The organism is Dyadobacter sp. HNCC25DJ187, from assembly GCF_056895255.1.
Genome location: NZ_JBXHAT010000002.1, coordinates 893,253 through 906,263 on the forward strand (window position 1 = coordinate 893,253; position 13,011 = coordinate 906,263).

Sequence of the window (13,011 nt, forward strand, 5' to 3'; positions counted from 1 at the left end):
GACAATCTTCTGGATTTACAATTTTATCTGTTACTGCACCTTTCTGGTAATTTGGTCCAAAGTAACTTCAATTTCCCGTATTATATCAGGGTGAGAGGTCTGCTTCCAGAATTCCAACAGGCTTTGAAGTATACGCACGCTGACCTCGAAATATTCAGGATAATTACGCAATTCAAAAATAATCGCCATTTGCCTCTGAGCCATAGTGCCCTTACCGTTACCGCCCACCAGATCATCAATCAGTCGATGATAGTTTTTGAAGCGCTTATCTTTCTCCTCCAGCTTTTTTTGACCCAAGAACTGCTTTATCGGCACCAATAAAGTGATCCAGGCAAGAGCCATCCCAATAATACTTATCACGATGGCGATTAACTCAACCAACTTAATACTATGATCCAAACTATTCAATTTTAGATTTCAAGATCATTCCCTACCCTTTTCTAAAACTTATCATTAGATCTTACAAAGAAGATGGGGCGGATATTTTTTTGGGGATAGATCACCGAGCCCACTGCGAAAAACAGAATGAAAAACGAACCCGTACTCTGATACATTGCAGATAGTTCGAATGCCTGCGAAAATGAAAAAACAGAAGCAAACCACATACTGCTTAATAGCCAAGTTACCATGAGTGGTTCGAGAAAGTTTGCAAGCCGCTCATGACGCGCAACAAAATCTCTTAACCAACCTGAATACCAAACAATTAAAGGAACAATCATTAAAATAAAGACGGTGTAGTCATTCGATAAAGAAAGCCATTGGGCGTCATCAAAGGATGACAAATATAACAGATAGAAGACTGGCAAATCACTGAAAGCAATTGAAGCTGTCTTGCACTCGTTATAATAAAGAGCGATCCGGCCAATTGTTGTTGAATATTTCATGAGTTTGCTGATTAGTTTGAAAGCAAATTATTAACTCTATCTACTAAATTTTATCACAATATAATGAACGGATGATTCCTAACAAGTAATCCGGTCCATTATACCGTATAATAAGTTTTCTGGCTCGAGATATCCTATAGTATCATGTACGTTACTATATTTAGCACATACCCGATCCTGTACAGATACCCTCATGCTCGATAGCAGCTATTTTGATGCTTATGATAGCAGCACTTTCCGAAATTTTGCGTAACTGTAAATAATACCTACTCTTTCGAGATTTCATCGAGTACAAGATACCAAACTACAACGATGTGCCTGATATGTTCACTGGATGTTATTGCTAATGCACTTTCTCTTCGCCAATGCAGATACAGAATGCTACATTAACCCCACTTTTCGCTAAATTTGTAATGTCTACACAGGATGTAGTGCTAGTTTACATCATACCGACAGTATAAAAATGCCTGTTCAAAAATCCTATGACACCATTGATGCAAGGCCTTTATCAAGGCTGATCAATAACGCTGCGCTGAAGGCGGTGATAACAGGAGACAAGTCAGGAGTATACATAAAAAAGATGAAAAAAATGCTTTCGTGGGACAACATGGGAGCAGATAAACCAAGGACAGTCAATGAATTAATTAACTACGCATATCAACATCTCTTATCTGAATATCGCTATGAGTACGTTTATAAATCTGCGCTACTCAATGATTTTGTTTTAAAAAATTATTCGCTCACAGACACTATTCTTTTGAATGAGTTTAGGATTGGGAAGTCCAAGGCGGATGCAGTGCTCGTTAACGGCACTAACAAAGTCTTTGAGATAAAAACTGAGCTTGACTCTGCTGAACGTCTGAATTCACAAATCTCGGACTATTACAAGGCTTTCTCCGAGGTGTATATTGTTACGCATGTAAGCCTGATCGAGAAATATGAGCAACTCGTGCAACCAGAAGTGGGTATATTATCCTTTGCGCAGAACGGCCGAATATCAGTCCATCGTGCTGCAAGGATCAACAACACAATGCTTGACTGCGCTGTGATGTTCAAATCGCTTCGTAAAAATGAATATATAGAAATGACCCGGCTTGTATGTGGATATATCCCGCACGCAACCCCTGTTAAACTTTTTGCTGAATGCCTAAATGTGGTCAGCCAATATGATACTGAATCTGTTCAGAAAAAGTACTTGCAGGTCATTAAGGGAAGAATTAACAAAGAAACAAACGACATAATTGTATCCGGAACATTGCCGGAATATTTAAAGTTTTCGTGCTACCATCTCAATCTCGATACAAATACTTATCTTACTTTAACTAAAAGATTGAACAGTAAACTTTAAATGACTCTCCATGTATTTCCCCTTTCTCCGTGGTAAACAATTTGAACTATTAGCCCTTCGTGAATTAGCGGCATTACCACTAGATCCGGAAAAAATATCACCTATTATTGAGCCGGTCAAAAAGGATCTAAAAAGCATATTGACTGCGGCAAAAACACTTGCCCGGCAAAAAATAGAAATACAGCTTATTGTAAATCCCGAGCATGGCGACCTCAAGGGAAATAAGGTAGAGGTAGCCGACTTTATAGGCAATTTACCTGAGCATGGTGTCACCAACGTTGTGCCCACCTTTATCATAAACAGTGAAAAAGATTTCGTTTTCTTCAGGTCTGCGATCGCTGACCGAGGCTATGATCAAACTGGATACAGTATTGTTCAACTCAATACAATTACATCCACTAACGAACTGGCAACCGTTGTAGGAAATACACTGGCAAAAAATGTTTTTATTCAAATCAATCATATTTTTGGTTTGAAAAGAAAGTACGATAAAACAATCGTCTCCTACCTCAACGATCCTTTTGTAAAGCAGAAAAAAAACGCAGACTACGAACAGTCTCCGGACGAAAACTTTTCGAACGATTATTTCTATTTCAATGAAGAAGGATACAAAGGCTTCGCTGATTATTTGACAATTGGTGGCGACTATATCGAAGGAGGAATGTTACCTTATGCTGTCGCTATTCACTTAACCTATAAAGATACCAATAGCGAAGATATCCGAATTTGTCATTTTCTATCTGATAGCAATGATGGTATCGAAGATACCGCGGGTAAATTCTACGAGGCATTAACAAAATTGGTAAAGTTTGTCAACAGCCGTAATTTAGATTCCCTGGCAATTCGCCAATTTAAAGATTACTACGAGCGGCAAGCTTTTCCAGGACTGGGAATTATAAAAAAACTGTCAATCATGCATCACATCGAACTGGTACAATCACTTCTTTGAAACACATGTATTGCAGCGCAAACTGTTTCTCCGATCATTATCTAAGGAATTTTATAGGGGCGATGTCAACCCATGTGTCTCTATGTCCGTTTTCGAATACGCCGTCTGTACCGGTAATTCATATTAGTCTTCTCGCAGATAAATTTGATAACCTGCTATCTACCTATGCAGTGGTTTCCGATTTCGATCCGGCAGATTCTCATGGAGAGCCGGTGATGATCTTTGATCATATATTATCCTACTGGCCTAACCTATTCGACACGCGTGTACTAGCGTTAGGGCAGTGTCAATTGCTTTTGCAAAGCATAGCAAAGGAATCTGCAAACTACGACCGTAGACTATTCGAAGAGTCCGTCTATTTCATTCCGCAGTATAACACTGATGCTCAGGAGCTGGGCTTGAAATGGGATGTATTTACAACTGAGATAAAAAGTACAAACCGGTTTTTTCTCACAGAAATGATAGATACCGATACACTCAGGTCTGTCTTTGAAAGGCTCAATAAAACCTATCAAAGCGGAATCACATTTTATCGAGGACGAATATCGGATAAGCAGCTCGCCAATAATGAAATGGGTAAGCCACCCAAAGAAAAGACGAATGCCGGAAGAGCAAACCCTGTTGGTATTCCTTATTTGTACATATCCAACGATCAAGAAACTACGCTTTATGAAACACGTATCAGCTTGCATGAGACCGTTACCCTGGCAGAATTTACCACTACGGCTCCACTTGTAGGCTTCCCCTTTTTAGGTCAATAGAAGTTTAGACTAAAGTATGGTTTTCAACAGTTAATTCTTTTTCTTTCATTGCCTCCTCTAGCAAGATACGCTTTTGATTTGGGGTAAGTCCTTTCATTGATCGATGGGGGTGTTTGCTATTGTAAGTTTCCAGCCATTGATCAGATAAAATTCTTAGTTGCTCTAACGTGTCAAAAAAATATGCATCCAATACATCTTCGCGATATGTTCTGTTCAGCCTTTCATTGTATCCATTCTGCATTGGTTTGCCTGGTTGAATAAACTTTTGCTCAATGTGATTTCTAGCGCACCACTTAGCTAATTTTTTACTAATGAACTCCGGCGGCCGCCGCGCGGTCCATTATCAGTTCTAAGTGATAGCGGCAGCCCCTTTTCCGGTTCTAACTGCTCCAAAACCTGGATAACTTTTTCAGCACAAATTGAATAATCTGCATATGCCGCAAGAGCCTCTCTATTAGCGTCATCCATGACAATCAAAACACGTACACGTCTACCGCTACTCAATGCCTCGCTGAGAAAATCCATGCTCCAGGTTTCATTTAGTGCTTTGGCGGCCACCAACGGTTGTTTGGGTCTTACTAAAATGCGCCTTTTCCTTTTACGTCTCAATTTGAGATTCATAGTTCTATAGATTCGCAGCACTCGCTTTCGATTCCAGAGCAGGCCTTTGTTCCTCAAATTGCCATAATACCAATCAAAACCTCTTGTCGGATGCGCCTCTGCCAGCTCATTGAGCATATCAATCACAGGAGTGTCATTTTTGACCGTTTTATAATAAAAAACGCTCCTGCTAATTTGCAAAACTCTACATGCCCGCTCGATGCTAACTCCTACTTCCTGACAAATATCGGAAGCAATCAATCGCTTCTGAGCAGGCTTTAAAGCTTTTTTTCGATGATCTCTTTTGCAAGCCTGTGATCCAGAGCCAATTCTGCATACATATGTTTCAAACGACGATTTTCCTCCTTCAACGCCTTCAATTCTGATAGCTCAGAAGCTCCCATGCCGCCATATTTTTTACCGCGGCGGCGGACCGTGCCAGTTGTACAAGGTGGCTTTTGAAACGCCATTTTCGCGGGCAACATCGGCCGCTAATTTGCCCGAATCCAGCTCTTTGAGGATTTTGACAATCTGTGATTCTGTGAATGTTTTTGCTTTCATAACAGATTAAAATTAGAAAATTTGTCTAATTCTTCACTGTCCTATTTTGAGGGAAGCGTACATTGGATTAGAAGAACCAACATCATATTCACCAAGACCTAATGTTTTTAAAAAGTAAAAAACAAATAGTGGATGATTGCCATGGAAGTCTTTAACCCAGAGTGTGGTGTCATGCGGCCAGTAATCATGGGCCAAATAATAGACTTTACCAAGAGTTCCTTTTCGTCCAATCACAACACCGGGCTGTCTAACTTTAAATTGATTATGCCAAGCAGTTGTTCCTGATGATGATACAATAGGATAGATGCCATCGATTAGATCTTTACTTGTAATGTCAAATCCACGTTGAAAAGTGACAACATCTCCCAACTTATATTCCTTCCACTCACTCATTTTCTACTATTTTCAATTTCTAATTTTAACTGGCCCTTGTCAATCATTGCTTCCCATTCCGCACGTTTGGCGTTGTTAAGTCCAAATTGGGTTTCGGCTTCATACACCCGGTAGCACTGCCTTGCGAACCGGTCGTACTTCTCAAATATCTTGTCAATTTTGTTCTGCCATCTGGCATTAATCTTCGCCTCGTTCACTTCCTTTTCCAGTTTTTGAGCAATATCTTCGCCTCGTTCACTTCCTTTTCCAGTTTTTGAGCAATTAGTTCTGTCATCTTAAATGAGTACTGCTGGTATCGCAGCATAGAGGTATCATTTTCAACCTTCATCCACGAACCGCTTTTGTAGGCGATGGCGTGTGCTTCATAGGTGCTATATCCTGTCCAGACATTGGTTTTCAGCCTGCGCATTTGTAGCGTCACAGATAAAAACGAACGGATGGAGTCGGCCCGGACGTCGGGCTTACCCTGGAAGTCGGCCAGTGTGAGGATATTTCGTTTGTTGTAATAAATCGTATCACTTTCCTGCGCAGAAGCAGTCAGCGACACGAGGAAAAGTATGATGAGGGTAAACGTTTTCATTTCAAGTTTCAGAGGGTTGTAGGTAATGCGGCTTAAAGATCGCCTAAGTTATTCTTCTTCATTGTGTCTCTTTCAATCAGTAATTTTTCCCGTTCAATTTCAGCTATTAATTCTTCTTCTGATGGCAGGTATAACCGGTACTTTGTCGCGAAAAGCTGTTCATTTTCTTTTAGGATGGAGTATTTTACCACGGTCTCGTCTTTTTCGCTGCACAGTATAATTCCTATGGTGGGATTATCCCCTTCGGTCATGTGCAGGTCATCGAACATGCGGATGTACATGTCCATTTGTCCGGTATCCTGATGCGTGAGTTTGCCCGTTTTCAGGTCGAAGAGCACAAAACACTTCAATATGTAATTGTAAAAAACCAGATCAATGTAAAAGTGAGAGGTTTCGGTACTGATACGGAATTGGCGCCCCACGAAGGAAAACCCTTTACCCAATTCGAGTAAAAATTGTTGAAGGTTTTCGATCAGCGAGGCTTCGAGGTTTCGCTCGCTGGTTGTATACGGTTCAGGAATGTTCAGAAATTCAAAAACGTAAGGATCTTTGATAAAATCATTGGTTGTATGTTTTTCTGTTGTTGTTTCCGGTTGAATTGAATGTCCTTTTTCCCTGGAAGAAAGTATTCGCTCGAAGTAAAATGTGTTGATGTTTCTTTCCAGAACACGGCTACTCCAATGCTGGTTAGCTGCTTCTTGTATATAGAAGTTTCGGGCTGCAACATTTTCTACACGCATGATCAGGCGATAATGTGTCCAGGTTAACTCGTTTCTCAGGTCAGCCAGTATAGCAGGATATTCCTTTGCCGGTAATTCGCTACGCAGTGCGTAGCTTTTTTCAGTATCCGGAAATGTCAGATAGAACTGACGGAAATTTTTCAAATTGGCATAGGAAAATCCCTTTCCGAATTCGCCAGAGAGCGATTTCGAAAGTTCTTTCAAAAGGAAATCTCCATACGAGGCTCTCTCTTTTCCACCTTGCTCTTCTTGCACAATTCGTTTGCCTACTAGCCAATAGGCCTGTACCATTGCAAAATTAACCGCCGTGTAAGCCTGTTTTCTCGCTCCGGCAAGAATTGTCCGTATGTCGTTAACCAGCGATTGTTCCATCTGTTACGGGTAAAATGATCTTTGCCAAATTCTCCTCAATCCGCCTGTTGAGTTCCGCTTCCTCTTTCATCTGAGCTGCCAGTTCCAGTTTCAGAGAAGCGAAGCGTTCAACGAAATTGAAATCATCCTCTTCATCAGCAAGCCCCACATAACGGCCAGGCGTCAACACGTAATTCAGCGCTGCCACGTCCTCAATGGATGACGATTTACAGAAACCTTGTACATCGGTATATTCACCTTCGCCGGTGCGCCATGCATGGTATATTCCGGAGATCCGATTCACGTCTGTCTCATTGAGTTCACGGTTTTTACGGCTTACCAAATGTCCTTCATTTCGGGCATCAATAAAAAGGATTTCACCTTTGCGATTTGTTTTGTTCCGGCGCACAAACCACAAGCAAGCCGGTATCTGCGTGTTCAGGAAAAGCTTGGTGGGAAGGTTCACGATGCAATCGATCAGATCTTCGTCAATGAGTTTCCTTCGGATATCACCTTCGCCGGAAGTATTGGTTGTGAGCGAACCCTTGGAAAGCACAAAGCCAGCCATACCGGTTGGTGCAAGGTGATACAAGAAATGTTGTATCCATGCGTAGTTGGCATTGCCGGGAGGCGGAACGAGGGCTTGTCCCAGAATGCTCCATCGTGCGTCTTCTCTGAGTAGCTCGCCACTCCAATCGGAATCGTTGAAGGGTGGATTGGCAATGATGTAATCTGCTTTGAGATCCTTATGGGCATCATTCAGAAAAGAACCTTCGTTGTTCCATTTCACATTACTGCTGTCGATCCCACGAATGGCGAGGTTCATCTTGGCCAGTCGCCAGGTGGTCTGGTTACTTTCCTGTCCGTAAATGGATATACGGTCGAGCGGATTCAACGCCAGATTATTGTTGTATTTTTTGTAATGGTCCTGGTGTGCGGTAATGAACTTGGTCGACTGCACAAACATACCTCCACTTCCGCAGCAAGGATCAAATACACGGCCTTCATACGGTTCCAGCATTTCTACCAGCAGTTGAACGACGCTACCCGGCGTGTAAAACTGTCCGCCCTTTTTACCTTCTGCCAATGCAAATTCGCCAAGAAAATATTCGAATACTTTTCCGAGCAAATCCTTGCTTTGCGCTTCCTTCGTCCCCAAAGTAGCCGTTCCGACCAGATCCACCAGTCCGCCAAGACTTTGTTTATCAAGCTTTTCCTGTGCGTAGGCCTTCGGCAACACACCACGAAGAGAAGCATTGTCTTTTTCAATGGCATCCATGGCATCATCCAGATCTTTTCCTATGGTAGGAAGTTTGGCGCGACCTTGCAGCCAGGTCCAGCGGGCAGATGGCGGTACGTAGAAAACTTTCTCCGCCAGGTATTCATTCCGGTCTTCCGGATCTGCATCTTCAAATTCACCTTCGCCTGCTTGAAGTTTGTTGAACAACTCTTCAAAGGCATCGGATATATATTTGAGGAAAATCAATCCTAAAACAACATGTTTGTATTCAGCCGCATCCATGTTTTTACGGAGCTTGTCTGCGGCTTTCCATAATTTTTTCTCTAACGCTTCTTCCTGTTCTTCTTTTTTTACCTTGGCCATTGTGGGTATTGTACGCGTACTGACTGGGTTGGTTTTGAAACTGAAAGTAACAAAAAATTTGTAATTATGTTTGAAAGAATTGAATGATTTTAGACTTGCGGATATCCCACACCTGGAATTGCTAACAGTTGAAATCACGATAACGCAATACCTGGGAAGGTTTTTGTTATCGTGCTGAAGTCTGGCAGAACAGCAGACCTACTACTTAGCGTTGCCCTGTACAATAATGTTTGATCCCTGGTTTTTGTTTGAATTTGTTAGGTTAAATGTGAAGCTCACAAATGCTCCCACCTTCCAGGCAGGAGATAGTACAACCGCCTGTGTAACCGGATACTCAATAGAATTTAGGGTCTTACCAACTGATTGTGAGTTCACTGGTACTTGTAATTGTGAACCGGCCAGACCGGCACTTATTACAAAACGTTGACTTCTCCCTTGCATCCACGATGCTCCCAAATAGTATTTGAGCGATTTACCATCCAAACCTGTACTGGCTCCTAAAGCCCCTCCCCAGTGTCCGCCGCGCTGGTAAAAGTGAAACAAATAGCCAATGTTCGGAACATAATTATTGGGATCATTTTTTTTTGAGACGATTACTTGAGTTTCGTCGTGCTTTTCAAAAAAGTACTCTGGTTGCGATAGGAAATTCACAAAAAGACCAGTACTGAAATCAATCCTTAGTCCTTTCCTAATAGGTAGAGCAAAAGGTACGTTTACTGCCTTTGCGGGCATTGAAAAGGTTGAATTTTGAACAGGTTCACCTACAATGGTATATCCAACCTCGGAAGCCTCGTCGTCAAATAGATAGCTCTGATGAGTCATTGTGAAGTTATGAGGGGTGATTGCATCGTAAAGCTTGATTGTGTTTTCAACGCAAGTTTTTAAAAGCTGTTGATCCACTTGTTTGTGATAATCCCTTACCTTATTTTCTTGATTCTCAGCAACAGTTTTGTACGCTTTAATTTCAACTATTTGCGAGGACAATGTAAAGTAAATCAGGTCTTGGGACGCCTCCAAATACTGACCTAGCTTCAAATCGACATTTTGTTTTCTGTCATTAAAAATTCTCAACAGATCAGGTTTCCCAACTATCCCAAAAGTCCTTTTTGTGAGATCTAATTTTAACGAATCAAGTAGGTTTGGAGGGATGCTTTGAGAATATGCCAACGCCAGAAGCTGATTGTAAAATAACTCAATCTCCTGTAGTTGAATTATAGACTTTTTGTACTCATTTAGAAGCAAAGATAATGTTTCGACCTTAAATTTTAGATCTGTATTGTCTTGGGTAGCCTTCCGATATTGAGTTTGGGCGGTATTCATATCAGTCAGGCTTGCAAGGGTTGATGCTCGCAGTTTAGTAATCAGATCATCCAACTTTTTCATTTCTTCATTTTTTGAATTTACATTGTCGTCGACAGCAACTTTTGTTGGGTCTGTGTCAGGAAGTTTTGCTTGCTCAACAGTCAGAGCAAGAATTTCTGAGTGTAAATTTTTTTTCTTAATTCAGCTTCTTTTAAGCTTAAAGTATCATTGACATAAGATGATCTGGTATGCTGAACCTTATCATCCGCATCCTGAACAGTCTGGGATCGACCTGCTTTTGGAACGTCGGCTGATAGATAGTTTAGCTGAGATAATTTACTAAAGTCAATTTGAGGCTGATTTTGTCCAAAGCTTGAAACCGGGTTTGCTAAGTTTTGACCTTCGTTTGCTATTAACAGGGTATTCTTATGTTGTTCTTTAATCGAGATTTTGTAAAGAAAAGGATTGACATTTACTAACTTAATAGTAACACCTTGTTTCCAATCAATGTCTTTACCCAACGGTCGCTCCCCCACAAATGAGTTGTTGTAAAGATCATACTCAATTTCAATAGGTTGACCTTGACCATAGGTATAAGAGCATATGGAAACAACCGCCAGAAGGGCGAATAGAAGTTTTTTCATTGCAACGTCATTTAGAGGTGGGGATGATTTTGATCACACTTTTTGTGTAATCGGAGCAATATAGAACTACTGCCACAAATCGTCAAAATATTTTGTACGATCTTATTTAACGGTAAATTCTATTCGTAATAGTGTTGAAATCAGAAGATAAATAGATCCTATAATGGCAGTTCAGGTAGGAAATCCTTTGGCGAACACTCCAACACCTTACTAAGTGCGTTAATGTGATTTACATTATACTTCGCCCGTTTGGAGGGAGATTCCACATGGGAAACGAAGCTGTCATTCATGTCGAGCTTTTGCGATAAAGCCAATTGCGAAAGACCGAGTTCTATTCGCCTTTCTTTGACCTTTTCAATAATATATAGCTCAATTTGTGAAATCACAGTTTGTTTTTTCACAAAGAGCCTTATAAATCAAAATTCTTGCAATGGTACATGTGCCATTAAATGTATTGTTTTGTATATTTGTTGTGACAATATCAGCCGTTTACGCAGTTTGATGTTGTTACCGCGATACTTCACAAAGAAATTTGAAGCATTCGCTTAGTGTCTCACATTAGAAAACTGGTAATTTTTGCAGCGAGACAACAAGCAGAATAGCTCACGACCTAGGCATGGGTTTTGCTTATACCTGCATGGTATACCAGTACCTCTAATGAGATAAGCCGAGTTCCACGCCTTTTATAGGCTTCCCTTACTGCCGCAAATCAGGGAACCGGCTTAGAGTTAATTTTTGTCGAACGCTGCCGTACCTACGGAAGCACAAACTGATTAACGCTTATGATTGCCATCATCACCCTTGTAATTTGTCCTCCGGACTAAGCGCAATTCTCATATACATGATCTTACCGTCAGTTGACGGCTAATGCATTGTCGTTTTCATCTTTTGAAAACGAGCAGGATTCCTATTGTTTTCACTCCAATCTTTTTTGCAATGAACTCACGTTTTTGCTCACCAGGTAAGCTATTGCCTTATCTTTTCTATCTTTTACTCTCATTTATCCTGATGCTGTGCTGGCGGCCCGTGAAGGCGCAGACAGGTGCTGCCCGCCAACTCGTGATCGGTGATACCGTGTCGGATATAACAATCCATAATGTTCTGAACTACGGAACACCGACGGCACAGATCTCTGATTTCAGAGGAAAGCTTCTGATCCTTGATTTCTGGGCAAGCTGGTGCAGCCCATGCGTTCAGATGGTCATACGCATGGACTCGCTTCAAAAGCAGTTCGAAGACAAGGTACAGTTCCTTGCAGTCAGTGCTGAGCCTGCCTCCAAAGTAGCCGCCTTCAGGGCCAGACATGAGAAGCGGTATGGCAAACGTATACAGCATCCGGAAGTGGTTGCCGATACGGTTTTAAGCAAATACTTCTACCATAATGCAGTGCCGCATTACGTATGGATCGGAAGCGACGGAGTGGTGAAGGCGATCACTGAAATGGACCAGATCAATGCTGAAAAAATCAGTGCTTTTCTGGCAGGTGAACAGGTGAAGCTCGCCGAAAAAAAGGACATCAGACCCATCCCCTATGATAAAAACCGGCCATTTCTTGCCGGCGGTAACGGAGGAGACGGAAGCCATTTGCTCTACCACTCGGTACTTGCCAGCTATACACCCGGACTCTCCGGTGGCTTTAGCTGGAACAATGATCCCAAGAGCGGCCGCAGGATTTCTGCGACCAACGTCAGCAGGTACTGGCTCTACCGGATTGCGTATGCTAAGCCCGGAGGTTTTCTGGATGAAGGCAGCGTGATTATTGAGTCGTCAAAACCGGAAAGGATTACATCTCAGCTCTACGGACAGCAGTTTCTGCAGTGGCTGAGCGAAGACAACGGCTTTTGCTATGAGATCATCGTGCCGGCAGGCATGCAGGAGAAGACCAACGGAATCATGCAGCGTGAGCTGGCCAACCTGTTCCCTGAATTCTCGGCCTTGATTGAAAACAGGGAGCGTGAATCCCTGGTTCTTTCACGACTTCCGGACGCAGTACTTCCGGTTTCGAAGGGCGGCAAAAAACAGATCAGTATCGACCCATTTGGCTGGAAAGCCGTCAATGTTACGCCTGCACAAGTGGCCGAACGCTTTAATCAGAGCCAGAACTATGCACTGAACATGGTTGACAGAACAGGCCATCCCGCGCCTTTTGACATCGAAATTGAAGGGGATCTTTCGGATCTGACCGGTTTTAACAGCCAGCTCGCCCGCTTCGGTATGGTGCTTGAAAAACAGGTCATCTCCCGGCCGATGCTTGTGATCCGTGACAACATCCAGGCGTCCAAATAACATGCAGAT

General features: G+C 42.1%; 18 protein-coding genes. 4 read left to right on the plus strand and 14 right to left on the minus strand.

Going from position 1 to position 13,011, the window contains the following annotated elements; translation table 11 throughout:
- Positions 1–30: 30 nt before the first annotated feature.
- Positions 31–399, minus strand: coding sequence for a hypothetical protein (locus AC1XUE_RS14720; RefSeq protein ID WP_483356742.1), 369 nt, complete (start codon positions 397–399; stop codon positions 31–33).
- 41 nt (positions 400–440) lie between these two features.
- Positions 441–884 carry a hypothetical protein gene (locus tag AC1XUE_RS14725; protein ID WP_483356743.1) on the minus strand — a complete coding sequence of 148 codons (444 nt, stop codon included), beginning with the start codon at positions 882–884 and terminating at the stop codon, positions 441–443.
- Between the two features lie 463 nt (positions 885–1,347).
- Between AC1XUE_RS14725 and AC1XUE_RS14730 the strand changes: the two genes are divergently transcribed.
- The 3 genes from AC1XUE_RS14730 (at position 1,348) to AC1XUE_RS14740 (ending at position 3,942) form a co-directional block, all read left to right on the plus strand.
- Complete coding sequence (locus tag AC1XUE_RS14730; protein ID WP_483356744.1) at positions 1,348–2,232, plus strand: sce7726 family protein; 885 nt, start codon at positions 1,348–1,350, stop codon at positions 2,230–2,232.
- A gap of 10 nt (positions 2,233–2,242) precedes the next feature.
- Positions 2,243–3,181, plus strand: coding sequence for a sce7725 family protein (locus AC1XUE_RS14735; protein ID WP_483356745.1), 939 nt, complete (start codon positions 2,243–2,245; stop codon positions 3,179–3,181).
- A 62-nt stretch (positions 3,182–3,243) separates the two neighbouring features.
- Positions 3,244–3,942 (plus strand): hypothetical protein, encoded by a 699-nt coding sequence (locus AC1XUE_RS14740; RefSeq protein WP_483356746.1) that lies wholly within the window; start codon positions 3,244–3,246, stop codon positions 3,940–3,942.
- 4 nt (positions 3,943–3,946) lie between these two features.
- Here AC1XUE_RS14740 and AC1XUE_RS14745 read toward each other — a convergent pair whose 3' ends face one another.
- From AC1XUE_RS14745 to AC1XUE_RS14800, 12 genes are all read right to left on the minus strand, one after another.
- A complete protein-coding gene (locus AC1XUE_RS14745) occupies positions 3,947–4,255 on the minus strand; it encodes an integrase core domain-containing protein (RefSeq protein WP_483357997.1) in 309 nt (102 codons plus the stop codon).
- A complete protein-coding gene (locus AC1XUE_RS14750) occupies positions 4,240–4,803 on the minus strand; it encodes a DDE-type integrase/transposase/recombinase (protein WP_483356747.1) in 564 nt (187 codons plus the stop codon). The genes AC1XUE_RS14745 and AC1XUE_RS14750 overlap by 16 nt, the downstream gene beginning before the upstream one ends.
- Positions 4,804–4,820: 17 nt before the next feature.
- The gene (locus AC1XUE_RS14755) at positions 4,821–4,946 is read right to left on the minus strand and encodes a hypothetical protein (RefSeq protein WP_255699441.1); all 126 of its coding nucleotides are present in this window, start codon (positions 4,944–4,946) and stop codon (positions 4,821–4,823) included.
- A gap of 13 nt (positions 4,947–4,959) precedes the next feature.
- Positions 4,960–5,103 carry a transposase gene (locus tag AC1XUE_RS14760; protein WP_483356748.1) on the minus strand — a complete coding sequence of 48 codons (144 nt, stop codon included), beginning with the start codon at positions 5,101–5,103 and terminating at the stop codon, positions 4,960–4,962.
- 33 nt (positions 5,104–5,136) lie between these two features.
- Positions 5,137–5,496 carry a restriction endonuclease subunit S gene (locus tag AC1XUE_RS14765; RefSeq protein ID WP_483356749.1) on the minus strand — a complete coding sequence of 120 codons (360 nt, stop codon included), beginning with the start codon at positions 5,494–5,496 and terminating at the stop codon, positions 5,137–5,139.
- Positions 5,493–5,693: a hypothetical protein gene (locus AC1XUE_RS14770; protein WP_483356750.1), complete on the minus strand. Its 201-nt coding sequence runs from the start codon at positions 5,691–5,693 to the stop codon at positions 5,493–5,495. Before AC1XUE_RS14770 ends, AC1XUE_RS14765 begins: the two co-directional genes overlap by 4 nt.
- Positions 5,690–6,076, minus strand: coding sequence for a hypothetical protein (locus tag AC1XUE_RS14775; protein ID WP_483356751.1), 387 nt, complete (start codon positions 6,074–6,076; stop codon positions 5,690–5,692). The genes AC1XUE_RS14770 and AC1XUE_RS14775 overlap by 4 nt, the downstream gene beginning before the upstream one ends.
- A gap of 32 nt (positions 6,077–6,108) precedes the next feature.
- Entirely contained in the window at positions 6,109–7,188 is a 1,080-nt protein-coding gene (locus AC1XUE_RS14780) for a PDDEXK nuclease domain-containing protein (protein WP_483356752.1), read from the minus strand.
- Positions 7,169–8,770 (minus strand): type I restriction-modification system subunit M, encoded by a 1,602-nt coding sequence (locus AC1XUE_RS14785; RefSeq protein ID WP_483356753.1) that lies wholly within the window; start codon positions 8,768–8,770, stop codon positions 7,169–7,171. Before AC1XUE_RS14785 ends, AC1XUE_RS14780 begins: the two co-directional genes overlap by 20 nt.
- A 201-nt stretch (positions 8,771–8,971) precedes the next feature.
- Positions 8,972–10,153: a hypothetical protein gene (locus tag AC1XUE_RS14790; RefSeq protein ID WP_483356754.1), complete on the minus strand. Its 1,182-nt coding sequence runs from the start codon at positions 10,151–10,153 to the stop codon at positions 8,972–8,974.
- Positions 10,154–10,233: 80 nt separating this feature from the next.
- A complete protein-coding gene (locus AC1XUE_RS14795) occupies positions 10,234–10,716 on the minus strand; it encodes a hypothetical protein (protein ID WP_483356755.1) in 483 nt (160 codons plus the stop codon).
- Positions 10,717–10,874: 158 nt separating this feature from the next.
- Positions 10,875–11,117: a helix-turn-helix domain-containing protein gene (locus AC1XUE_RS14800; protein WP_483356756.1), complete on the minus strand. Its 243-nt coding sequence runs from the start codon at positions 11,115–11,117 to the stop codon at positions 10,875–10,877.
- Between the two features lie 535 nt (positions 11,118–11,652).
- Between AC1XUE_RS14800 and AC1XUE_RS14805 the strand changes: the two genes are divergently transcribed.
- Positions 11,653–13,002 (plus strand): TlpA family protein disulfide reductase, encoded by a 1,350-nt coding sequence (locus AC1XUE_RS14805; RefSeq protein ID WP_483356757.1) that lies wholly within the window; start codon positions 11,653–11,655, stop codon positions 13,000–13,002.
- The last annotated feature ends 9 nt before the right edge of the window (positions 13,003–13,011 follow it).